The following is a 20,746-nucleotide window of genomic DNA, read 5'->3' on the forward strand; positions in this document are numbered from 1 at the left end:
CCTAACTATCCAACCTGAGCACGGCGAGGAAGGCTTCCTGTGGAATTTCCACGTTACCGACCTGTTTCATGCGTTTCTTACCGGCCTTCTGCTTCTCCAACAGCTTGCGCTTACGGCTTACGTCACCGCCGTAGCATTTGGCCAGTACGTTCTTTCTGAGCGCCTTGACAGTGGTCCGCGCAACAATCTGCCCACCAATGGCGGCCTGGATTGCCACGTCGAACATCTGCCGAGGAATCAGTTCCTTCATCTTTTCGGTCAACGCACGGCCTTTGTAGTGCGCGTTGTCACGGTGCACGATCAGCGCCAGGGCGTCGACCTTGTCGCCGTTGATCAAGACGTCCAGCTTGACCAGGTTGGCCGACTGGTAGCGATCGAAATGATAGTCCAGCGACGCATAACCGCGACTGGTGGATTTCAGACGATCGAAGAAGTCCAGTACCACTTCGTTCATCGGCAGGTCGTAACGCACCTGCACTTGCGAGCCGAGGAACTGCATGTCGCGCTGAACGCCGCGTTTCTCGATGCACAGGGTGATGACGTTGCCCAGGTGCTCCTGCGGCACGAGGATGGTCGCAGCAACAATCGGCTCGCGGAAGTCCTCGACCGACGACACGTCCGGCAGTTTGGACGGGTTGTCGACGTAAATGGTCTCGCCGGTCTTGAGCTTGACCTCGAAGATTACGCTGGGCGCAGTGGTGATCAGGTCCAGGTCGTATTCGCGCTCGAGACGCTCCTGGATGATCTCCATGTGCAGCATGCCGAGGAACCCGCAACGGAAGCCGAAGCCCAGGGCGTCGGAGCTCTCTGGCAGGTACTGCAGCGAGGAGTCGTTCAGGGTCAGTTTTTGCAGCGCATCGCGGAAGTCTTCGAAGTCTTCCGAAGACACCGGGAACAGACCGGCATAAACCTGCGGCTGAATCCGCTTGAAGCCCGGCAGCACGTCCACTTCCGGAGTACTGCTCAGGGTCAGGGTGTCACCCACCGGCGCACCCAGGATGTCCTTGATGCTGGCAATGATGAAGCCCACTTCACCGGCCTTGAGGTCGGCGGTCTGCGTGTGTTTCGGGGTGAATACACCGACGCTGTCGACCAGGTGTACCTTGCCGGTGGACTTGACCAGGATCTTGTCGCCCTTCTTCACGCGGCCATGGCGCACGCGAACCAGGGACACGACACCGAGGTAGTTGTCGAACCAGGAGTCGATGATCAGCGCTTGCAGCGGCGCGTCGATATCGCCGGTCGGGGCCGGGATCTGCTGAACCAGGCGTTCGAGCACTTCGTCCACGCCCATGCCGCTCTTGGCACTGCAGGCCACGGCGTCGGTGGCGTCGATACCGATGATTTTCTCGATTTCTTCCTTAACGCGGTCCGGGTCGGCCTGCGGCAGGTCCATCTTGTTCAGCACTGGCATGACTTCCAGGCCTTGCTCGATGGCGGTGTAGCAGTTGGCAACCGACTGGGCTTCGACGCCCTGACCGGCATCGACCACCAGCAGCGCGCCTTCACAGGCCGCCAGCGAACGGCTGACCTCATAGGTGAAGTCAACGTGGCCGGGGGTGTCGATGAAGTTCAGCTGATAGGTGACGCCGTCGCTTGCCTTGTAATGCAGGGTGACGCTGTGGGCCTTGATGGTGATCCCGCGCTCGCGCTCCAGGTCCATGGAGTCGAGTACCTGGGCTTCCATCTCGCGCGCGGACAAGCCGCCACACATCTGGATGAAGCGGTCGGCCAGCGTCGACTTGCCATGGTCAATGTGGGCGATGATGGAGAAATTGCGGATATGACTCAAATCACTCACGGGTCAACACTCAAAATGGCTGCGGGCCGAACGCCCGCCGAAAAATAGCCGGGAATTGTACCTGAAGCTGGAGGGTTATGGGAGATTCCATATTGCTGGACACGGCGCTTTCATCTGGCCGCCAGGCACAAAAAAGGGCGACCAGGGCCGCCCTTTTTCGCTCAAATCGGCTTATTCAGCCAGTTTGAAGGTGATGAAGCTGGCACGTCCCTGACGCAGAACGCGCATGGAGACCGAACGGTTCTTCGGCAGTTCCTTGGCGATTTCGGTGAATTCCTTCGCCGAGCTGATCGCCTGGTTGTTCAGGTGGCTGATGACGTCGCCCGGGCGCAGGCCGATCAGGGCCGCAGGACCGTCCTGCACTTCCTTGATCACCACGCCGCCCTTGAGCTCAAGGGTTTTCTTCTGTTCGGCACTGAGGTCGGCAACCGACACACCAAGGCGATTGCTGCTGCGCTCGATGCTACCGTTGGCACCGGTGCTGACTTCCTGATCGTCTTCCGGCAGTGCGCCGATGGTGACGTCGAGGTTCTGACGCTTGCCGTTGCGAATGATTTCCAGCTTGGCCTTGGCGCCGTCCTTGAGGCCGCCGACCAGGTGTGGCAGGTCCGCCGACATGACGATCGGCTGGCCGTTCATGCTCAGGATCACGTCGCCGACTTGCAGGCCACCCTTGGCGGCCGGGCCGTCTTCCAGGACCTGGGCCACCAGGGCACCGGCCGGTTTGTCGAGACCGAAGGATTCAGCCAGGTCCTTGTTGACCTCCTGAATCACCACGCCGAGCCAGCCGCGGCTGACCTTGCCGTCTTTTTTCAGCTGGTTGGAGACATCGATGGCCACGTCGATCGGGATGGCGAAGGACAGGCCCATGAAGCCGCCGGAACGGGTGAAGATCTGCGAGTTGATCCCGACCACTTCACCGTTCATGTTGAACAGCGGCCCACCGGAGTTGCCTGGGTTGATCGCCACGTCGGTCTGGATGAACGGCACATAGGTGTCGTTCGGCAGGGTGCGCCCCTTGGCGCTGACGATACCTTTGGTGACCGAATGGTCGAAGCCGAACGGCGAACCGATCGCCAGCACCCATTCGCCGACCTTGAGCTTCTCGGAGTCGCCCAGTTTTACCGTCGGCAAGTCCTTACCCTCGACTTTCAGCAGGGCTACGTCGGTGCGCGGATCGGTGCCGACCAGCTTGGCCTGCAGCTCGCTACGGTCGGACAGGCGCACGACGATTTCGTCGGCATCGGCCACCACGTGGTTGTTGGTCAGGATGTAGCCATCGCTGGAGATGATGAAGCCCGAACCCAACGACTGCGCTTCACGCTGGCGATCGCCACGTGGCGAACGCGGTGCCTGCGGCATGCTGCGTTCGAAGAACTCGCGCAGGCCTGGCGGCAGGCCTTCCAGGTCGGGCATCTGCCCGGCGGCGTACTTGCGCTCCGGCAGCTTCTGCTTGGTACTGATGTTCACCACCGCCGGCGAGGCCTGCTCGACCAGGGTAGTGAAGTCCGGCAGGGCTTCGGCTTGCGCGCTGACCACCTGACCGAGCATGAGCACGGCAGCGACCAGCGATAGGTAGGTTTTCAAGCGTGGTATTGACATACGGCTCCCGTCACAACGAGCGTGGTTAAGCAGTAGGGACCTGCACATGCAAAAAGCCCGGCACCCCCTAGGGGCTGCACCGGGCTCGGTACATCGGCATTTTTGATGCTGCAACAGCAGCAAAGGCCAGCCCCCAGAGGGACTGACCTATAGAAAACTTTTGATGATTTTGCAAACTTGAAGGCTTACCAATCATGTCAGCGCCTCAGCGATCGGCCGATCATTCAAGTTTCACCTCAAGCCTGCGCATATCGGCCGGCGACTCACTGCCGTGCCTGGGCGTCTTGCGCCCGCATCGACAGGGCCACCCGTTCGGCGGTACCGATCGGGATCTCGCCCACCACCGTAACCATCACTTCACCCTTGGGCGTGGTCAGGCGGCGCGACACCGCCACCGTTGGCCCCAACTGGGTGCGTGTATCCGCGCCGCTGCCGCCATCGCTGGCCTCCAGGAATACCGAGAAACGTGCCAGGCCATCGTCATACATCAGGCTGCTGACACTGCCTTTGCCGGCGGCGTCCTTGCGCACACTGCTATTAACCAGTTCGAAGCCGGGCGGCAACCAGTCGGAGCGCCAGCCCGCCACCGCCTCATTGCTACGCGCGACGACGTGCGCAACCGGCTTGCAGTTGGCACTGGGTTGCAGTTCGCTGTCGGCGGGATCCTGAATTTGCAGATCGGTGAACTGGAACCGCTCAAGCAACTGCTCCTTGTCGTTGATCAGCAGGGACTTGAGCGGCAGCCCGGTCTTGTCGTCCAGGTGCAGCTCGAAGGCATAGCGGTGTTGATCGCGCGGTCTGAGGGTAACGATGGTGACATCACGACCGGCCACGCGGGAGCGGCCGGCCACACTCAGGTCATACCAGTTCATCAGTTTCAGCGGATCGAGCACACGCGCCGACGATTCCGCCGCAGAGCCTACCCCTTGCACCAAGGCCCCACTCACGCACTGGGTCTGCCCATCGACACGCACGACTTCCTGGGCCGGGCCGTCGAGCTGCAACAGACGCTCGCTGACCTTGCCGTCCTGGACCCGATGCCAGATGTCGTGGGTGGAGAAACTGCCATTACGCTCGTAAACGAAAGTACCTTGGTAACTCTGCTGTTGCTCGGCCTTGGCCAACCGGTTCAACCAGTCGGCGGCCTCTGTCGATGAGTTGGCGGCCAGGGCTGGCACGGCCATGCACCCACCGAGCAAGAGCGGTATGAGAGGTAGCGCGCGCATGATCCTCCTTACTTAACGATTTTCCAGGCTGGCCGCACGGGCATAGGGTAGTGCACTTTCAGTCCCCTTCACGGCAGCTTCCTGGGCATGCTGACGCAGGTAGCCTGGCAGACGCTGATCTTGCCAGCCGCTTTGACCCTGCAGCACACCGTTGGCCATCGGACCGGTTGGTTGCTCGGCACTTTCACTATAGCCGGCCAAAACCGCCGGGCCTTGTACTTGTGGTAAGCCCAGAGCAGGTTGTGGTTGCTGGGCAGCCAGTTGCGCACCGCTGATTTCGTCTTGGTTGTACAGGCGAACACCCGCCAGCACTGCAACGGTGACCGAAGCGGCTACCGCCAGGCGACCCAAGGTGCGCCACGGGCCACGACTGACCTTGACCGGGGTGGCTTCATCGGCCAGCGCGGCAGACACAGCCGAAGCGATGTCCAGTTTCGGCAGCAGCAGCTCCTTGTGCATGGCTGCACGGGCGACTTGGTAACGCGACCAGGTGGCACGGGTTTCGGCATCGTCGACGGCATTCAATACCCGACGTAACTCCAGTTCGTCCGCTTCGTTATCCATCACCGCGGACAGCGATTCCTGCAAAGCTTCACGACTCATGGCGGTTCCTCTCTTGGCTGTCGCCGCTGTCTCAGGTTTCCTGCAACAGAGGCTGCAGGGCTTTATCAATGGCCTCCCGAGCGCGGAAAATTCGAGAGCGCACGGTACCCACCGGACACTGCATGACGCTGGCAATGTCTTCGTAACTCAGACCATCGAATTCACGTAAAGTTAATGCCGTACGCAAATCTTCTGGCAGCTGCTGGATGGTGCGATGGACAGTGCCTTCGATTTCATCACGCAGCAGCGCTCGTTCTGGGGACTCGAGATCCTTGAGGCCATGATCGCCGTCGTAAAACTCTGCATCCTCGGAACTCACATCACTATCCGGTGGCCGCCGACCGCGGGACACCAGGTAATTCTTCGCCGTGTTGATCGCAATCCGGTAGAGCCAGGTGTAAAACGCACTGTCCCCACGAAAGTTGCCAAGCGCACGGTAAGCCTTGATGAACGCTTCCTGCGCCACATCCTGGGCTTCATGGGTGTCGTGCACAAAACGCACGATCAACCCGAGAATCTTGTGCTGATACTTCAGCACCAACAGATCAAACGCTCGCCTATCGCCACGCTGAACGCGTTCGACAAGCTGCTGATCCTCTTCCTGGGTTAGCATGAACACTCCTCGGTGGACCTGGAGGAGTGCTGCATCAGCCATCGTTCAGGCTTGCAAGCATAGACTCGGGCTTTTCGCAAAAGTTCTCCCCTCCAGGCAAGTTTCCTGCGGCCCTTGGTCGGCTCGCACGAAAAACGCAGCACGGTCACGGCCGGCTGCGTCAATAATCGGGTCTTCGTATATGGGCACTGGCGAAATCGGCCTGGCCTCCCGTCACTACCGCGTCCTGACGTACAGGCAACCTACTATGGATACGTGCGATTCCAGGAAAGTTCCCACTCGGCAGCATCGACACATCGCCCACGCCGTGGAAATCAGGGTATCGAGGCTGCTATAAAGGCAACCCAGCCAGATTCACGATAGTTTCACAATGCCATAAACGCCCGACTATTGTGCCGATACCCCCGTCCTTATACTAGTGTCCTTCGTGGTCGCCCTCGCGCGGAATTTCCAAGACATGAGCCAACAATTCCAACATGACGTTCTTGTGATCGGCAGCGGCGCCGCCGGCCTCAGCCTGGCGCTGACCCTCCCGGCGCACCTGCGCATCGCCGTACTGAGCAAAGGCGACCTGGCCAACGGCTCGACCTTCTGGGCCCAGGGCGGCGTTGCCGCCGTACTCGACGATACCGACACCGTACAGTCGCATGTCGAAGACACCCTCAATGCCGGCGGCGGCCTCTGCCACGAGGATGCCGTGCGCTTCACCGTGGAGCACAGCCGCGAAGCCATCCAGTGGCTGATCGACCAGGGCGTGCCGTTCACCCGTGACGAACACGCCAGCGACGACGACGGTGGCTTCGAATTTCACCTCACCCGCGAGGGCGGTCACAGCCACCGGCGCATCATCCATGCCGCCGACGCCACCGGCGCCGCCATTTTCACCACCCTGCTCGCCCAGGCCCGGCAACGGCCGAACATCGAGCTGCTGGAGCAACGGGTAGCCGTCGACCTGATCACCGAACGCCGCCTGGGCCTTGAGGGCGACCGCTGCCTCGGTGCCTACGTGCTGGATCGCAACACCGGCGAGGTCGATACCTTCGGCGCGCGCTTTACCGTGCTTGCTACCGGCGGCGCAGCCAAGGTCTACCTCTATACCAGCAACCCCGACGGGGCCTGCGGCGACGGTATCGCCATGGCCTGGCGGGCCGGCTGCCGGGTGGCGAACCTGGAGTTCAACCAGTTCCACCCGACCTGCCTGTACCACCCGCAAGCCAAGAGTTTCCTGATCACCGAGGCCCTGCGCGGTGAAGGCGCTCTGCTCAAGCTACCCAATGGCGAGCGCTTCATGCCGCGCTTCGACCCGCGCGCCGAACTGGCCCCACGCGACATCGTCGCCCGCGCCATCGACCACGAGATGAAGCGCCTGGGCGTCGACTGCGTGTACCTGGACATCAGCCACAAGCCGGCCGAGTTCGTCAAAAGCCACTTCCCGACGGTGTATGAGCGCTGCCTGACGTTCGGTATCGACATCACCCAACAGGCGATCCCGGTGGTCCCAGCCGCCCACTACACCTGCGGCGGGGTCATGGTCGACGACCAGGGCCACACCGACGTGCCCGGCCTCTACGCCATTGGCGAAACCAGCTTCACCGGCCTGCACGGCGCCAACCGCATGGCCAGCAATTCGCTGCTCGAATGCTTCGTCTATGGCCGTTCGGCATCGGCCGACATCGTCGCCAAGCTCGCCGCGGTCGACATGCCGCACGCCCTGCCCTGCTGGGATGCGAGCCAGGTCACCGACTCCGACGAGGACGTGATCATTGCGCACAACTGGGACGAACTGCGGCGATTCATGTGGGACTACGTGGGCATCGTGCGCACCAATAAGCGCCTGCAACGCGCCGAGCACCGCGTGCGCCTGCTGCTGGACGAGATCGACGAGTTCTACAGCAACTACAAGGTCAGCCGCGACCTGATCGAGCTACGCAACCTGGCCCAGGTGGCCGAACTGATGATTCGCTCGGCCATGCAGCGCAAGGAAAGCCGCGGCCTGCATTACACCCTCGACTATCCGGGCCTGCTCGACGAAGCCCGCGACACTATCCTGCAGCCGCCCACCTACGCCGACTGAACTTCAGCCGCAGACGCAGGCGCCGGTGTTGCACCGGCTCCAGCGCGTCGTGGGCGATGCACAGGCTTTCACTGAATAAGCGCCCCGCGCGGCGGTAGCGCAGCACCACCAACCCCGGCACAGCCAGGCTGTCGCGGCGCAACTGCACCGCGTGCCAGCCTCGCGCGTGGCTCCACAGCCACCAGCCGCTGGCGTCGCGGCGCAGGCGGCTGATGGCGTGCGGATGGCTCAGAAGGATGCGTCGCGGCACCACCCAGGCAGCATGCCCCAGGCACAACAGGGCGCCGAGCAAGCTCAACCAAAGTGGAATGGCAAGGATAAACACTGTTGCCAGCGCGATCAGCTGGCAGGCGAGGTAGGTCGCCAGCAAGACCCGCGAGCCTTGCCAGCGACACTCGAAACGATCACTTGGGCTGGACACGGTCCAGGATGATGCGGACCATGCGCTGCAGCTCCGGGTCTTCCGATTCGCTGCGCTCCATGAACCAGCCGAACATGTCCTGGTCTTCGCAGCTCAGCAGGCGCTTGTACAGTTCACGGTCTTCCGGGCTCAGGGTCGGGTAGACCTCCGCGCTGAAAGGCACCAGCAACACATCCAGCTCCAGCATGCCGCGGCGGCTGTGCCAGAAGAGACGGTTGAGTTCAGTTTGTTCGACCATCGAGCCCTCCTCAAATAGGCGGCCAGTATACAGGCCATGGCCGACCCGGGCACAAGGCGTTGGTCGAGTACGCCTGTGACAATGGATGACCGGTCCCGAGCCTGCTACCTATTTTGCCGACGGCGCTCTATGATGGCCGCCAGTCTTATTTACCTGCGATGACCCATGGCCGACTCTGCTTTCTTCTGCCCCCTGTCCCACGAGGGCGTCCTCGCCGTCCGCGGCTCTGACGCCGGCAAGTTCCTGCAAGGTCAGCTGACCTGCAACATCGGTTACCTCAACGAGCACACCGCCAGCCTGGGCGCCCGCTGCATGGTCAAGGGCCGTATGCAGTCGAGCTTCCGCATCCTCCCCGAGGGCGACGGTTTCGTGCTGGCGATGGCCAGCGAACTGCTCGAAGCGCAATTGGCCGACCTGAAAAAGTACGCCGTGTTCTCCAAGGCCAAGCTCACCGACGAAAGCGCTGCCTGGGCTCGCTTCGGCCTGCAACAGGGCGACGCCGCACTGACCGTGCTGGGCCTGGACGTGCCGGCGCAGAACGACGCCACCAGCCGCCACAACGGCCTGATGGCCATCGCCGTGTCGCCGGGCCGGGTCGAACTGTGGGTGCCGGCCGAACAGGCCGAAAGCGTACGCACGCAACTGGCGGCGCTGCTGCCGGTCGGCGAGCTGAACGACTGGCTGCTCGGGCAGATCCGCGCCGGTATTGGCCAGGTCATGGCGCAGACCCGCGAGCTGTTCATTCCGCAGATGATCAACCTGCAGGCGGTCGGCGGCGTCAGCTTCAAGAAAGGCTGCTATACCGGCCAGGAAATCGTCGCGCGCATGCAATACCTGGGCAAACTCAAACGCCGCCAATATCGCCTGGCCCTGGCTGGCGAAGCGCCGCCAGAGCCTGGCGCCCAGGTATTCTCGCCCACTCACGCCTCGTCGGTCGGCGAAGTGGTGCTGGCCGCCAGCAATGGCAGTGGCAGCGAACTGCTCGCGGTGCTGACTGCCGACGCGGTCGAGGATAACAACCTGCACCTGGGCAGTGCCGATGGCCCGCGCCTGGAACTGCTTTCCCTGCCTTACGAACTGGACCGCGACCGCGAAATCCAGCGCTGAGCCAGCCCACGCCCCTGATTGCGGTAGAAACTAAAGATGAACACGCTGGCCACGATGGTTGCAGCTCAATTGCTGGCCGCCATCGACAACGATGACCTGGTGCTGCCGACCTTGCCCGAGGTCGCCCTGAGCATTCGCGAAGCGGCGGAAGACACCGAGATCAGCGTCAGCGCCCTGAGCAAGGTGATCGGCCGCGACGCAGCCCTCGCCGCGCGCCTGATCAAGGTGGTGAACAGCCCGCTGCTGCGCGCCGCCACCGAAGTCACCGACCTGCAAACCGCGATTACCCGGCTGGGCATCAACTACAGCTGCAACCTGGCGATCGGCCTGGTGATCGAACAGATCTTCCACGCCCGCTCGGAAGTCGTTGAACAGAAGATGCGGGAAATCTGGGCAACCAGCCTGGAAATCGCCGGCATCAGCTACGAACTGTGCATGCGCTTCACCCAGCTCAAACCCGATCAGGGTGCGCTGGCCGGGCTGGTGCACCAGATCGGCGTGCTGCCGATCCTCACCTACGCCGAAGAACACAACGAGCTGCTCTCCGACCCGGTGTGCCTGAACCACGTCATCGAACAGATCCACCCGGTACTGGGCGACAAGATCCTCAGTGTCTGGGAGTTTCCCGAGCTGCTGGCCGGGCTGCCGAGCCAGGTGCAGGACCTCGACCGGCACACCGCGCAAGTCGATTACGTCGATATCGTGCAGATCGCCCGCGCGCTCAGTGATGTCGGCCGCGAACGACCACTCGGCGCCCTGCCCGCCTATCGCCACCTCAACCTGCCGGCCGGCAGCCAGTTGGCCATCGGCGAACTGCTGGGCGCCCGGCACATGTTCCGCTGAGGTTCAGTCCGGCGGGTTGAAGCTGACCCGCACCTTCAGACCACCGCGCTCGCCATCGTGCAGGCTGATCTGCGCCAGGTGCGCGCGGCAAATTTCGCCGACGATGGCCAGCCCCAGCCCGGTTCCCTGGGCACCGCGCCGATAGAACCGTTCGAACACCCGCTCGCGCTCCTGCTCGGGAATCCCTGGGCCGTCGTCCTCGACTTCCAGCACCCCCGGTTCGCTCACCCGCAGGATCACGTTGCCATTGGCCGGGGTATGCGCCAGGGCGTTGTCGACCAGGTTGCTCAGCAGCTCATTGAGCAGGGTTGGCTCGCCACGCACCCACACCGGGTTATCCGCCTCCAGCGCCAGCGCCACACCGCGGGCATGGGCCAACGGGGCCATGGCCATGCCCAGCTCGCGGGCCAGCTGACTGAGGTCGAGCAACTGCGCCCCGCCTTCGGCAATCGCTCGAGCACCGTTTTCCACCCGCGCCAGCGACAGCAACTGGTTGGCCAGGTGGGTCAGGCGGTCGGTGCCCTGGGCCGCTGCTTCGAGGGTCTCGCGCCACACCTGCGGCTCTTTCGAGCGCAGGCCCAGTTCGACCCGCGCCTTGAGCGCGGCCAGCGGCGTGCGCAGCTCGTGCGCGGCCTCGGCGATGAACTGCGCCTGACGCTCGAACTGGCCACGCAGGCGCTCGGTGAAATGGTTCAGGGCGCGCACCAGCGGCCCCAGTTCACGCTGCACCTGCACCACCGGCAAGGCCCGCAGGTCGTCCGGCTGGCGCTCTTCCACGGCGCCACGCAGGCGCTCCAGCGGTCGCAACGCAGCACTCACGGCAAACCACACCAGCATCAGTGCGCCCAGCGCCAGCATGCCCAGGCGCAACAGCGTGTCGGCCATCAGCCCACGGGCCATGCGCACCCGCGCCTCTTCGGTTTCGGCCACGCGGATTTCGGCCATGCCGTTCATGTTCGGCTCGCTGACCGCCTTGAGCAGGCTGACCACACGCACGTCCTGGCCCAGGTAACGGGCGTCGTAGAAGCGCGCCAGCGCCGGGTAGTCGTCAGTGCGCGGCGTGCCGGGCGGCGGCGCCGGGAGGTTTTCGTAACCGGAGATCAACCGCTGATGAATGTCGTTGACCTGGTAGTAGATCCGCCCGGCACTGTCGTAGGCGAAGGTGTCCAGGGCCACATACGGCACATCGGCGCTGAGCGTGCCGTCGCGCTGCGACAGGCCCGCGGCGATGGTCCGCGCCGAGGCCAGCAGGGTCCGATCATAGGCGGTGTCGGCGGCGACGCGACCGTTCCAGTAAGCGCTCAGACCGCTGGCAAGCATCAGCACCACCAGCAGCAGCGCCAGGTTCCACACCAGCCGCCCGCGCAGGCTGCCGGCGTCACGCATCGCGGTGTTCAAGCAGGTAGCCCAGGCCACGGAAGGTCACGATGGCAACGGCATGCCCGTCGAGCTTCTTGCGCAGGCGGTGCACATAGATTTCGATGGCATCGGCGCTGGCTTCCTCGTCCAGGCCGAACACCTGCGCGGCCAACTGCTCTTTGCTCATCACCCGCCCCGGTCGGGCGATCATCGCTTCGAGCACGGCCTGTTCGCGCGAAGTCAGTGTCAGCAGCTCGTCACCCAGGGTGAAGCGCCGCGTATCCAGGTCATAGACCAGCGGACCGCAGCGCTGCTGGCGTTCGCCGCCAAGCACGCTGCGCCGCAACAGGGCTTTCACCCGCGCTTCCAACTCGGTCAGCTCGAACGGTTTGGCCAGGTAGTCGTCGGCGCCCAGGTTCAGCCCATGGACCCGGTCCTTCACATCGCTGCGTGCGGTGAGCATCAGTACGGGCACGGTCTTGCCACGCGCGCGCAGGCGCGCCAGCACGTCGAAGCCGTCCATCCGCGGCAGCCCGACATCCAGCACCGCCACTGCGTACTCCTCGCTGGCCAGGGCCAGGTCGGCGGCTACGCCATCGTGCAGCACGTCCACGGTCAGCCCGGTGCTTTTCAGCGCCTGGGCGACGCTTTCGGCCAATTGCAGATGGTCTTCGACGAGCAGCACACGCATCGGTTTCTCCTGGTCGCGTCACAGTCAATGGCGCGGAGTTTACAGAGGAAGGCAGCCCTGTGAAGCCATCGCAACGCCGAAAGGCTGTTGAAAGGTTAGCGAAAGGTTGAGCCCCTAGCATCCACTCACGGCCCTTTCCGGGTGCCGTAGATCGAACCGCAGTGTTCGAGCCCAATAAGAACAATAACGGAGTCACTCCACGATGCTGTCCATGCAGCCACAGGCGTCCGCGCCTATCCGTCGTTTGCACACCCGCCCGTCCGTCGTGGCCAGTGCCATCGCCTTTGCCGGCGTTGCCCCGCTCGCTCAGGCCGCCTTCGTCGAAGACAGCAGCCTGACCTTCGAAACCCGCAACATGTATTTCAACCGCGACTTCCGCGACGGCACCAGCGCACAGCAATCCAAGCGCGACGAGTGGGCGCAGGGTTTCATGCTCAACCTGGAATCGGGTTACACCGAGGGTACCGTCGGCTTCGGCGTGGATGCGCTAGGCATGCTCGGGGTCAAGCTCGACTCCAGCCCCGACCGCACCGGTACCGGCCTGCTGCCGACCCACGACAACGGCAAGGCTGCCGACGAGTACGCCAAGCTCGGCCTCACCGGTAAAGTGAAGATCTCCGCCAGCGAACTGAAAGTCGGTACGCTGATCCCGGAACTGCCGGTGCTCAAGCCCAACGACGGGCGCATCCTGCCGCAAACCTTCGAAGGTGGCCTGCTGACCTCCAAGGAAATCAAGAACCTGACCTTCACTGGCGGACGCCTGGAGAAAGCCAAGGACCGCGATGACACCAACAAGGAAGACATCGCCCTCAACAACAAGAACAGCCGCTTCCTCGGCAGCGTCGCCGGTAACCACTTCGACCTCACCGGCCTGGACTACACGTTCACCGACCGGATCACCGGCAGCTACTACTTCGCCCAGCTCGACGACGTCTACCGCCAGCACTTCGTCGGTATGCTCGCGACCCAGCCGTGGGGCCCGGGCACCTTCGGCGCCGACCTGCGCCTGGCGCTCAGCGACGACCAGGGCCAGGCCCGTGGCGGCAAGATCGACAACACCTCGCTCAACGGCATGCTCAGTTACGGGCTGAACGGCCACAAGTTCAGCGCGGCCTACCAGAGCATGTCCGGCGACAGCGCCTTCCCTTACGTGGATGGCTCCGACCCGTACCTGGTCAACTTCGTGCAGATCAACGACTTCGCCGGCGCCGACGAGCGCTCCTGGCAGGTGCGTTACGACTATGACTTCGCCAAACTGGGGATTCCGGGCCTGACCTTCATGAGCCGCTATATCAGCGGCGACAATGTCAGCCTGGCCAACGGTGGCGAAGGCAAGGAGTGGGAACGCAATACCGAGTTCAAGTACGTGGTGCAAAGTGGCGCACTGAAAAACGTCGCCGTGCGCCTGCGTAATGCCACCTACCGCTCGACCTTCGCCCGCGATGCCGATGAAGTCCGGCTGTTGGTGAGTTACAGCGTGGCGCTGTGGTAATCCCCGATAACAACAATGCACGGAGATAGACGATGACTTTTTCACTGCGTCGAATTGCCCTCGCCACCGGTTGCCTGCTGTTTGCCGGCCAGGTACTGGCCGCCGAACCGAAACGCCCTGAATGCATTGCCCCGGCCTCGCCCGGCGGCGGTTTCGACCTGACCTGCAAGCTGGTGCAAAGCGCCCTGGTCAACGAGAAGATCCTCAGCAAACCCATGCGCGTCACCTACATGCCCGGCGGTGTCGGCGCGGTAGCGTACAACGCGGTAGTGGCCCAGCGTCCGGCCGATGCCGGGACCCTGGTGGCCTGGTCGAGCGGTTCGCTGCTGAACCTGGCCCAGGGCAAGTTCGGCCGCTTCGACGAGAGCGCGGTGCGCTGGCTGGCGGCGGTCGGCACCAGCTACGGCGCCATCGCGGTGAAAAACGATTCGCCGTACAAAACCCTCGACGATCTGGTCGCGGCACTGAAGAAGGACCCGAGCAAGGTGGTGATCGGCTCCGGCGGCACCGTTGGCAGCCAGGACTGGATGCAGACCGCGTTGATCGCCAAGGCCGCCGGGATCAACCCGCGCGACCTGCGTTATGTCGCCCTCGAAGGCGGCGGCGAAATCGCCACGGCGTTGCTCGGCGGGCACATCCAGGTGGGCAGTACCGACATTTCCGACTCCATGCCGCACATCCAGAGCGGCGACATGCGCCTGCTCGCGGTATTCGCCGAGCACCGTCTCGACGAGCCGGAAATGAAGAACATTCCTACGGCCAAAGAACAGGGCTACGACATTGTCTGGCCCGTAGTGCGCGGTTTCTACGTGGGGCCGAAGGTCAGCGATGCGGAATACGCCTGGTGGAAGGAGTCCTTCGACAAGCTGCTGGCGTCCGACGAGTTCGCCAAGCTGCGTGACCAGCGCGAGCTGTTCCCGTTCGCCATGACCGGCCAGGCGCTAGACACCTACGTGAAGAAACAGGTGGCCGACTACAAGGCGCTGGCCAAGGAATTCGAGCTGATCCAGTAAGGCTCAGGTTCGCCCCAACAGCATCGCGGGCAAGACCCGCTCCCACAGGTTGTGTTTACACAGTGCGTTCTCTGTGGGAGCGGGCTTTGCCCGCGATCGACCGCAAACGGTCGCCAATCGAGGATTCCCCCAATGATCCTGCAACGCTGCTTCGCCCTGATTCTGCTGGCGCTGTGCATTGCCCTGGCCGTGATGGCCTGGCCGTACCAGGCCGCGTTCTCCTATGAACCGGTCGGCCCGCGCGCCTACCCGCTGCTGATGCTTGGCCTGATGGGCCTGGCCCTGCTGTACCTGGCGATCCGTCCGACACCGATCGTGCACAAGGACGACGAGCCGGCCCTGGACCGCGAAACCCTGACCAAGATCGGCCTGTGCGTGGCCCTGCTGCTGGTCTTCGCCGCCACCTTCGAACCGCTCGGCTTCATCCTCAGCAGCATCCTTATCGGCGTCCCGATGGCCCGCCTGTATGGCGGCCGCTGGCTACCCAGCGGGATCGTCATTGCGCTGATGAGCGTGGCGCTGTACCTGCTGTTCGACCGCACCATGGATGTGCCTCTGCCCCTCGGCCTGCTCGACGTTCTGGAGAACTGATATGGATACGCTTGGTTATCTTGGCCAGGGTTTCGGCGTCGCGCTGAGCCCGTACAACCTGGTCACCGCGCTGTGCGGTACCTTGATCGGCACCGTGGTCGGCCTGCTGCCGGGCCTGGGCCCGATCAACGGCGTGGCGCTGCTGATCCCGATTGCCTTCGCCCTCGGGCTGCCGCCGGAATCGGCGCTGATCCTGCTCGCGGCAGTCTACCTGGGCTGCGAATATGGCGGCCGGATCAGTTCGATTTTACTGAACATCCCCGGTGAAGCCTCAACCGTGATGACGACCCTCGACGGCTACCCGATGGCGCGCCAAGGCTACGCCGGTGTCGCCCTGTCGTTGTCGGCCTGGAGCTCGTTCCTCGGCGCACTCATCGCCACCTGCGGCATGGTGCTGTTTGCGCCACTGCTGGCAAAATGGGCGATCGCCTTCGGCCCGGCGGAATACTTCGTGCTGATGGTGTTCGCCATCGTCGCCCTCGGCGGCATGGCAGGCGACCGACCGCTGAAAACCTTCATTGCGGCGCTGATCGGCCTGTTTCTCTCGGCGGTCGGCATCGACGCCAACAGCGGCGTGTACCGCTTCACCGGCGACAGCATCCACCTGACCGACGGCATCCAGTTCGTCGTGCTGGTGCTGGGCCTGTTCTCGATCAGCGAGATCCTTCTGCTGCTGGAGAAAACCCACCATGGCCATGAGGCGGTCAAAGCCACCGGTCGTATGCTGTTCAACGTCAAGGAAGCGGCCTCGGTGTTCCTGGTGAACATCCGTTGCGGTCTGCTCGGCTTCTTCATGGGCGTATTGCCCGGTGCCGGCGCCACCCTGGCCAGTGCCGTGGCGTACATGACCGAGAAACGCATCGCTGGCGCCAGCGGAACCTTCGGCAAGGGCGACAAGCGTGGCCTCGCCGCACCGGAAACCGCCATCGGTGCCTCCTGCTGTGGCGCCCTGGTGCCAATGCTGACCCTCGGCGTACCCGGTTCGGGCACCACTGCGGTGATGATCGGCGCCCTGACCCTGTACAACATCACCCCCGGCCCGCTGCTGTTCCAGCAACAACCGGACATCGTCTGGGGCCTGATCGCCTCGCTGTTCGTCGCCAACATCATGCTGGTGATCCTGAACATCCCGATGGTACGGCTGTTCACCCGCATCCTGTCGGTGCCGAACTGGGCCCTGGTGCCGGTGATCGCGATCATTACCGCGATCGGCGTGTACGCCGTGCATGCGACCACCTTCGACCTGTTCCTGATGATCGGCATCGGCATCTTCGGCTACATCCTGCGCAAGCTGGATTTCCCGCTGTCGCCGGTATTGCTTGGCTTCATCCTCGGCGGGCTGATGGAGCAGAACCTGCGCCGGGCGCTGTCGATCTCCAACGGCGACCTGCACATCCTCTGGGCCAGCCCGATCAGCCTGGGCGTCTGGACCTTGGTGGCGCTGATGCTGGCCCTGCCGCTGCTGCGTAGCTGGCGCAAACGCAACGCCCAACGTCGCGCCCTGGCCAATGTCTGATGGCACGTTGAAAAGCTGGTGGGCTACACCGCTGGTGGGCCTGGCCGGCGGCTACCTGGCCAGTTGCGTCGGCTGGCCGCTGCCCTGGATGGTCGGCTCGTTGCTGGCGATCATCCTGGTGCGCTGCCTGACCCCGTTCCAGATCGCCGAGATTCCCAACGGCCGCAAATGCGGCCAATGGATCATTGGCATCGGCATCGGCCTGCACTTCACCCCGCAAGTGATCGAGCAAGTGGCCAGCCACTTTGGCCTGATCTTCTTCGGTGCGCTGATCACCAGTCTGTCGAGCCTGCTCGGCGTGTGGTTGCTGCGGCGTACTGGCGAGGACCGCGCCACGGCGTTCTTCTCCAGCATGCCGGGCGGTTCCGGGGAAATGGTCAACCTCGGCGCGCGCAATGGTGCGGTGCTCAGCCGCGTCGCCGCCGCGCAAAGCCTGCGGGTGCTGGCGGTGGTGCTGTGCGTACCGGCGGCCTTCAAGTTTCTGCTCGGCGATGGCGTGCCGTTGGTGCACGGCGGGGCAGTGCACTGGGGCTGGTTGAGCGTGATCGCGCCGCTGGGGGTGCTCGCTGCGCTGCTCTGGCAACGGCTCCGGCAACCCAACCCGTGGCTGTTCGGACCGCTGCTGGTGGCATCGATTGCCAGCATCGGCGGCAACTTGCACCTAGGCTTGCCCGACGGCGCCAGCCAGGTCGGCCAGTGGCTGATCGGCAGCGGGCTGGGCTGTCACTTCAACCGGACGTTCTTCCGCCGCGCACCGTCGTTCCTCGGCCGCACGCTGCTGGCCACGGCCCTGACCATGCTGATTGCCGCCGTGGCAGCCTTGACCCTCAGCGCCCTGACCCACCTCGACCTGCGCTCGCTGACCCTCGGCATGATGCCGGGCGGCATCGCCGAAATGAGCCTGACGGCCGAGACGCTGCAACTGTCGGTGCCACTGGTGACGGCGCTGCAAGTGATGCGCCTGCTGTTCGTGCTGTTCCTCGCCGAGCCGCTGTTCCGCCACTGGGTGGCAGAACGCGAGTTGTCGTCCAACGACGACTAGAGCGCCGGCAGCGCCCAGTCGATCGGCGTCTGGCCGTTCTGTTCGAGGAACTTGTTGGTGCGGCTGAAATGGCCGCAACCGATGAAGCCCCGGTAGGCAGACAACGGCGATGGATGCACCGATTTGAGCACCAGGTGCTTCTGCGGGTCGATCAGCTTGGCCTTGCCTTGCGCATGCGCCCCCCAAAGCAGGAATACCAAGCCGCTCTGGTGTTCGTTGACCACCTCGATGATCCGGTCAGTGAAGAACTGCCAGCCCTTGTTGGCGTGAGAGGCGGCGTTGGCGCGCTCGACGGTCATGGTAGTGTTGAGCATCAGCACGCCCTGGTCGGCCCAGTGCTGCAGGCAGCCGTGCTTGGCGATGTCGATGTTCAGGTCGCGCTGCAGCTCCTTGTAGATGTTCACCAGCGACGGCGGCGTCGGGATCCCCGGTTGCACCGAGAAACACAGGCCATGAGCCTGACCGGGGCCGTGGTAAGGGTCCTGGCCGAGGATGACCACTTTCACCTGGTCCAGCGGCGTGGAGTTCAGCGCATTGAAGATCAGCGGGCCAGGCGGGTAGATCTCCTTGCCGGCGGCGTGCTCCTGGCGCAGGAACGCGCGCAGCTCATGCATGTAGGGTTGGTCGAACTCGGCGCGCAGGGCCTGCTTCCAGCTGGGTTCGAGTTTGATGCGGTCTTCTTCGGTGGTCATGGGGTTATCCGGTCGACAATGGGGCGGACACTAGGAAAGCTGTGGGCGCTTGTCAATCGATCCGACCGGCGACCGGCACATTCACGACCAGCAGCCATACTTGTCTGGATAACCGCAGAGAGGTTGCCCATGGCCGTGCAGTTCGAAGTACTCACCGGCGTGGACGGCGCCCGCCTCGGCATCGCCAGCCTGGACGCGCCGGCGTCGCTCAACGCTCTTTCACTGCCCATGATCGAGGTGCTGGACGAGTACCTTAACGCCTGGGCCGATGACCCTAACGTGGTCTGTGTGCTATTGCGCGGCAACGGCCCCAAAGCCTTTTGCGCCGGCGGCGATGTGCGCAGCCTGGTCGAGGCGTGCCGTGCCCATCCGGGCGAGGTACCGCCACTGGCCGCGCGCTTCTTCGCCGCCGAATATCGCCTCGACTATCGCCTGCATCACTACCCAAAACCGCTGCTGTGCTGGGGCCACGGCCATGTGCTGGGCGGTGGCATGGGCTTGCTGCAGGGTGCGCGGATCCGTATCGTCACCCCCAGCAGCCGGCTGGCCATGCCGGAAATCAGTATCGGTTTGTACCCGGATGTGGGCGCCAGCTGGTTCCTCCCGCGCCTGCCGGGCAAGCTCGGCTTGTTCCTGGGCCTGACCGGTGCGCCAATCAATGCGCGGGATGCCCTCGACCTGGGCCTGGCCGACCGCTTTATGGCCGAAGGCCAGCAGGAGGACCTGATCGACGGGCTGCTCCAGCTCAACTGGCAGGAACAGACCGCGATGCAGTTGAACAGCCTGCTCAAGGCGTTGCAGTTGCAGGCCAGAAACGATCTGCCGGCGGCGCAATGGCTGCCCAGACGGCAGCGCATCGACGAGATACTCGACGCCAGCGACCCGGCCTGTGCCTGGCGGGCGATTGCACAGTTGCGCCAGCACGACGATCTGCTTCTGGCCAAAGCCGCGCAGACCCTGCTCGAAGGCTGCCCGCTGACGGCGCATCTGGTCTGGCAGCAGCTTCGCCGGGCGCGCTACCTGTCGCTGGGACAAGTGTTCCAGATGGAGTACGCGATGAGCCTGAACTGCTGCCGGCACCCGGAATTCAGCGAAGGGGTGCGGGCGCGTTTGCTGGACAAGGATATGAAGCCGCGCTGGCACTGGCCGGAGGTGGCGCAGGTGCCACGGGCGGTGGTGGACGCACATTTCGGCAAGGCCTGGGAGGGGCGGCATCCGCTGGCGGATCTGGCCTAGAAAGCATCGCGGGACGAGTCGTCCCGCGATGGCTGCACAGCAGCCCCTCTATCGATGCCAGTTGCGATCCGGCCAGCCATCGCCGTTGCGATCCCGATCCCTGCGCGACTCCCCATGCCGGTAACGTTGATCGTAGCCACGCCCCGGATACGGCCTGTAATACGGCCCCGGCGCCGGCCGGTAGTAACGCGGCGCAGGCGCATAATAGCGGGGCTGCGGCGGCACCACGTAATAACCACGGTTGTAGTCGTTGGCGGGATAGGTCGGCCGGTAGTAACCGGGGTAGCCATAGCGATCAGCGGAATACACCTCGGTTCGGTAGTAGCCCTGACCTCCGTAATAAGGAGCACACGCGGTTGTCAGCAAAGCAAGCGAGACAATCAACAAGATTCGTCGATACATGGCGGCCTCCTGGACCGCAAAACTGCACATCCCAGCGGCGCTGGTCGGCGTCGATCGGCAAAGATTCATCGACACTCCATGAGACTGCGAAATCACCTTCTAGTGCGATTTGCGCAATAATTTGAAACAACACCGATAACCTTAAAAAACCACCAGTTATTTCCAGCGCCGGAATCTAGAATAA

General features: G+C 63.5%; 20 protein-coding genes. 9 read left to right on the forward strand and 11 right to left on the reverse strand.

The genetic code is table 11. The annotated features are described in order from the left end of the window. Window position 1 precedes the first annotated feature (1 nt). The 5 genes from lepA to rpoE form a co-directional block, all read right to left on the reverse strand. Window positions 2-1,801 carry a translation elongation factor 4 gene (gene lepA, locus DCO48_RS10040; protein ID WP_116550451.1) on the reverse strand — a complete coding sequence of 600 codons (1,800 nt, stop codon included), beginning with the start codon at window positions 1,799-1,801 and terminating at the stop codon, window positions 2-4. 171 nt (window positions 1,802-1,972) lie between these two features. Continuing rightward, window positions 1,973-3,352 (reverse strand): DegQ family serine endoprotease, encoded by a 1,380-nt coding sequence (locus DCO48_RS10045; protein ID WP_371919498.1) that lies wholly within the window; start codon window positions 3,350-3,352, stop codon window positions 1,973-1,975. A gap of 314 nt (window positions 3,353-3,666) precedes the next feature. Then, complete coding sequence (locus DCO48_RS10050; RefSeq protein WP_116550453.1) at window positions 3,667-4,629, reverse strand: MucB/RseB C-terminal domain-containing protein; 963 nt, start codon at window positions 4,627-4,629, stop codon at window positions 3,667-3,669. Between the two features lie 12 nt (window positions 4,630-4,641). Next, entirely contained in the window at window positions 4,642-5,232 is a 591-nt protein-coding gene (locus DCO48_RS10055; RefSeq protein WP_116550454.1) for a sigma-E factor negative regulatory protein, read from the reverse strand. A 31-nt stretch (window positions 5,233-5,263) separates the two neighbouring features. Then, window positions 5,264-5,845, reverse strand: coding sequence for an RNA polymerase sigma factor RpoE (gene rpoE, locus DCO48_RS10060; protein ID WP_010220971.1), 582 nt, complete (start codon window positions 5,843-5,845; stop codon window positions 5,264-5,266). Between the two features lie 457 nt (window positions 5,846-6,302). Between rpoE and nadB the strand changes: the two genes are divergently transcribed. Beyond that, window positions 6,303-7,919, forward strand: coding sequence for an L-aspartate oxidase (nadB, locus tag DCO48_RS10065; RefSeq protein WP_116550455.1), 1,617 nt, complete (start codon window positions 6,303-6,305; stop codon window positions 7,917-7,919). Here nadB and DCO48_RS10070 read toward each other — a convergent pair. Then, window positions 7,888-8,340: a protein YgfX gene (locus tag DCO48_RS10070; RefSeq protein ID WP_116550456.1), complete on the reverse strand. Its 453-nt coding sequence runs from the start codon at window positions 8,338-8,340 to the stop codon at window positions 7,888-7,890. The genes nadB and DCO48_RS10070 overlap by 32 nt on opposite strands. Then, the gene (locus tag DCO48_RS10075) at window positions 8,324-8,578 is read right to left on the reverse strand and encodes a succinate dehydrogenase assembly factor 2 (RefSeq protein ID WP_116550457.1); all 255 of its coding nucleotides are present in this window, start codon (window positions 8,576-8,578) and stop codon (window positions 8,324-8,326) included. The genes DCO48_RS10070 and DCO48_RS10075 overlap by 17 nt, the downstream gene beginning before the upstream one ends. Before the next feature lie 165 nt (window positions 8,579-8,743). Here DCO48_RS10075 and DCO48_RS10080 point away from each other — a divergent pair, with 165 nt between their 5' ends. Both DCO48_RS10080 and DCO48_RS10085 read left to right on the forward strand, forming a co-directional pair. Beyond that, window positions 8,744-9,685 carry a folate-binding protein YgfZ gene (locus tag DCO48_RS10080; protein ID WP_116550458.1) on the forward strand — a complete coding sequence of 314 codons (942 nt, stop codon included), beginning with the start codon at window positions 8,744-8,746 and terminating at the stop codon, window positions 9,683-9,685. A gap of 36 nt (window positions 9,686-9,721) precedes the next feature. Next, on the forward strand, window positions 9,722-10,528 hold the full coding sequence (locus DCO48_RS10085) for an HDOD domain-containing protein (RefSeq protein ID WP_116550459.1): 807 nt from the start codon (window positions 9,722-9,724) through the stop codon (window positions 10,526-10,528). Between the two features lie 3 nt (window positions 10,529-10,531). Here DCO48_RS10085 and DCO48_RS10090 read toward each other — a convergent pair whose 3' ends face one another. Beyond that, entirely contained in the window at window positions 10,532-11,914 is a 1,383-nt protein-coding gene (locus tag DCO48_RS10090) for a sensor histidine kinase (protein ID WP_116550460.1), read from the reverse strand. Beyond that, a complete protein-coding gene (locus tag DCO48_RS10095) occupies window positions 11,907-12,578 on the reverse strand; it encodes a response regulator (protein ID WP_116550461.1) in 672 nt (223 codons plus the stop codon). The genes DCO48_RS10090 and DCO48_RS10095 overlap by 8 nt, the downstream gene beginning before the upstream one ends. Window positions 12,579-12,780: 202 nt before the next feature. Between DCO48_RS10095 and DCO48_RS10100 the strand changes: the two genes are divergently transcribed. The 5 genes from DCO48_RS10100 (at window position 12,781) to DCO48_RS10120 (ending at window position 18,232) form a co-directional block, all read left to right on the forward strand. Beyond that, the gene (locus DCO48_RS10100) at window positions 12,781-14,070 is read left to right on the forward strand and encodes an OprD family porin (RefSeq protein ID WP_116550462.1); all 1,290 of its coding nucleotides are present in this window, start codon (window positions 12,781-12,783) and stop codon (window positions 14,068-14,070) included. A gap of 32 nt (window positions 14,071-14,102) precedes the next feature. Beyond that, entirely contained in the window at window positions 14,103-15,083 is a 981-nt protein-coding gene (locus DCO48_RS10105) for a tripartite tricarboxylate transporter substrate binding protein (RefSeq protein ID WP_116550463.1), read from the forward strand. A 132-nt stretch (window positions 15,084-15,215) separates the two neighbouring features. Beyond that, window positions 15,216-15,674, forward strand: coding sequence for a tripartite tricarboxylate transporter TctB family protein (locus tag DCO48_RS10110; RefSeq protein WP_116550464.1), 459 nt, complete (start codon window positions 15,216-15,218; stop codon window positions 15,672-15,674). A 1-nt stretch (window position 15,675) separates the two neighbouring features. Further along, window positions 15,676-17,190: a tripartite tricarboxylate transporter permease gene (locus DCO48_RS10115; protein ID WP_116550465.1), complete on the forward strand. Its 1,515-nt coding sequence runs from the start codon at window positions 15,676-15,678 to the stop codon at window positions 17,188-17,190. Next, window positions 17,183-18,232: an AbrB family transcriptional regulator gene (locus DCO48_RS10120; RefSeq protein ID WP_116550466.1), complete on the forward strand. Its 1,050-nt coding sequence runs from the start codon at window positions 17,183-17,185 to the stop codon at window positions 18,230-18,232. The genes DCO48_RS10115 and DCO48_RS10120 overlap by 8 nt, the downstream gene beginning before the upstream one ends. Here DCO48_RS10120 and ung read toward each other — a convergent pair. Beyond that, window positions 18,229-18,924: a uracil-DNA glycosylase gene (gene ung, locus DCO48_RS10125; RefSeq protein ID WP_116550467.1), complete on the reverse strand. Its 696-nt coding sequence runs from the start codon at window positions 18,922-18,924 to the stop codon at window positions 18,229-18,231. The two genes, DCO48_RS10120 and ung, sit on opposite strands and share 4 nt — an antisense overlap. Window positions 18,925-19,053: 129 nt before the next feature. Here ung and DCO48_RS10130 point away from each other — a divergent pair, with 129 nt between their 5' ends. Then, the gene (locus tag DCO48_RS10130; RefSeq protein ID WP_116550468.1) at window positions 19,054-20,160 is read left to right on the forward strand and encodes an enoyl-CoA hydratase/isomerase family protein; all 1,107 of its coding nucleotides are present in this window, start codon (window positions 19,054-19,056) and stop codon (window positions 20,158-20,160) included. 48 nt (window positions 20,161-20,208) lie between these two features. Here DCO48_RS10130 and DCO48_RS10135 read toward each other — a convergent pair whose 3' ends face one another. Continuing rightward, on the reverse strand, window positions 20,209-20,562 hold the full coding sequence (locus tag DCO48_RS10135; protein ID WP_116550469.1) for a hypothetical protein: 354 nt from the start codon (window positions 20,560-20,562) through the stop codon (window positions 20,209-20,211). Between the last annotated feature and the right edge of the window lie 184 nt (window positions 20,563-20,746).

The sequence above is a fragment of the Pseudomonas sp. SDI genome (assembly GCF_003105155.1).
Lineage (GTDB): Bacteria > Pseudomonadota > Gammaproteobacteria > Pseudomonadales > Pseudomonadaceae > Aquipseudomonas.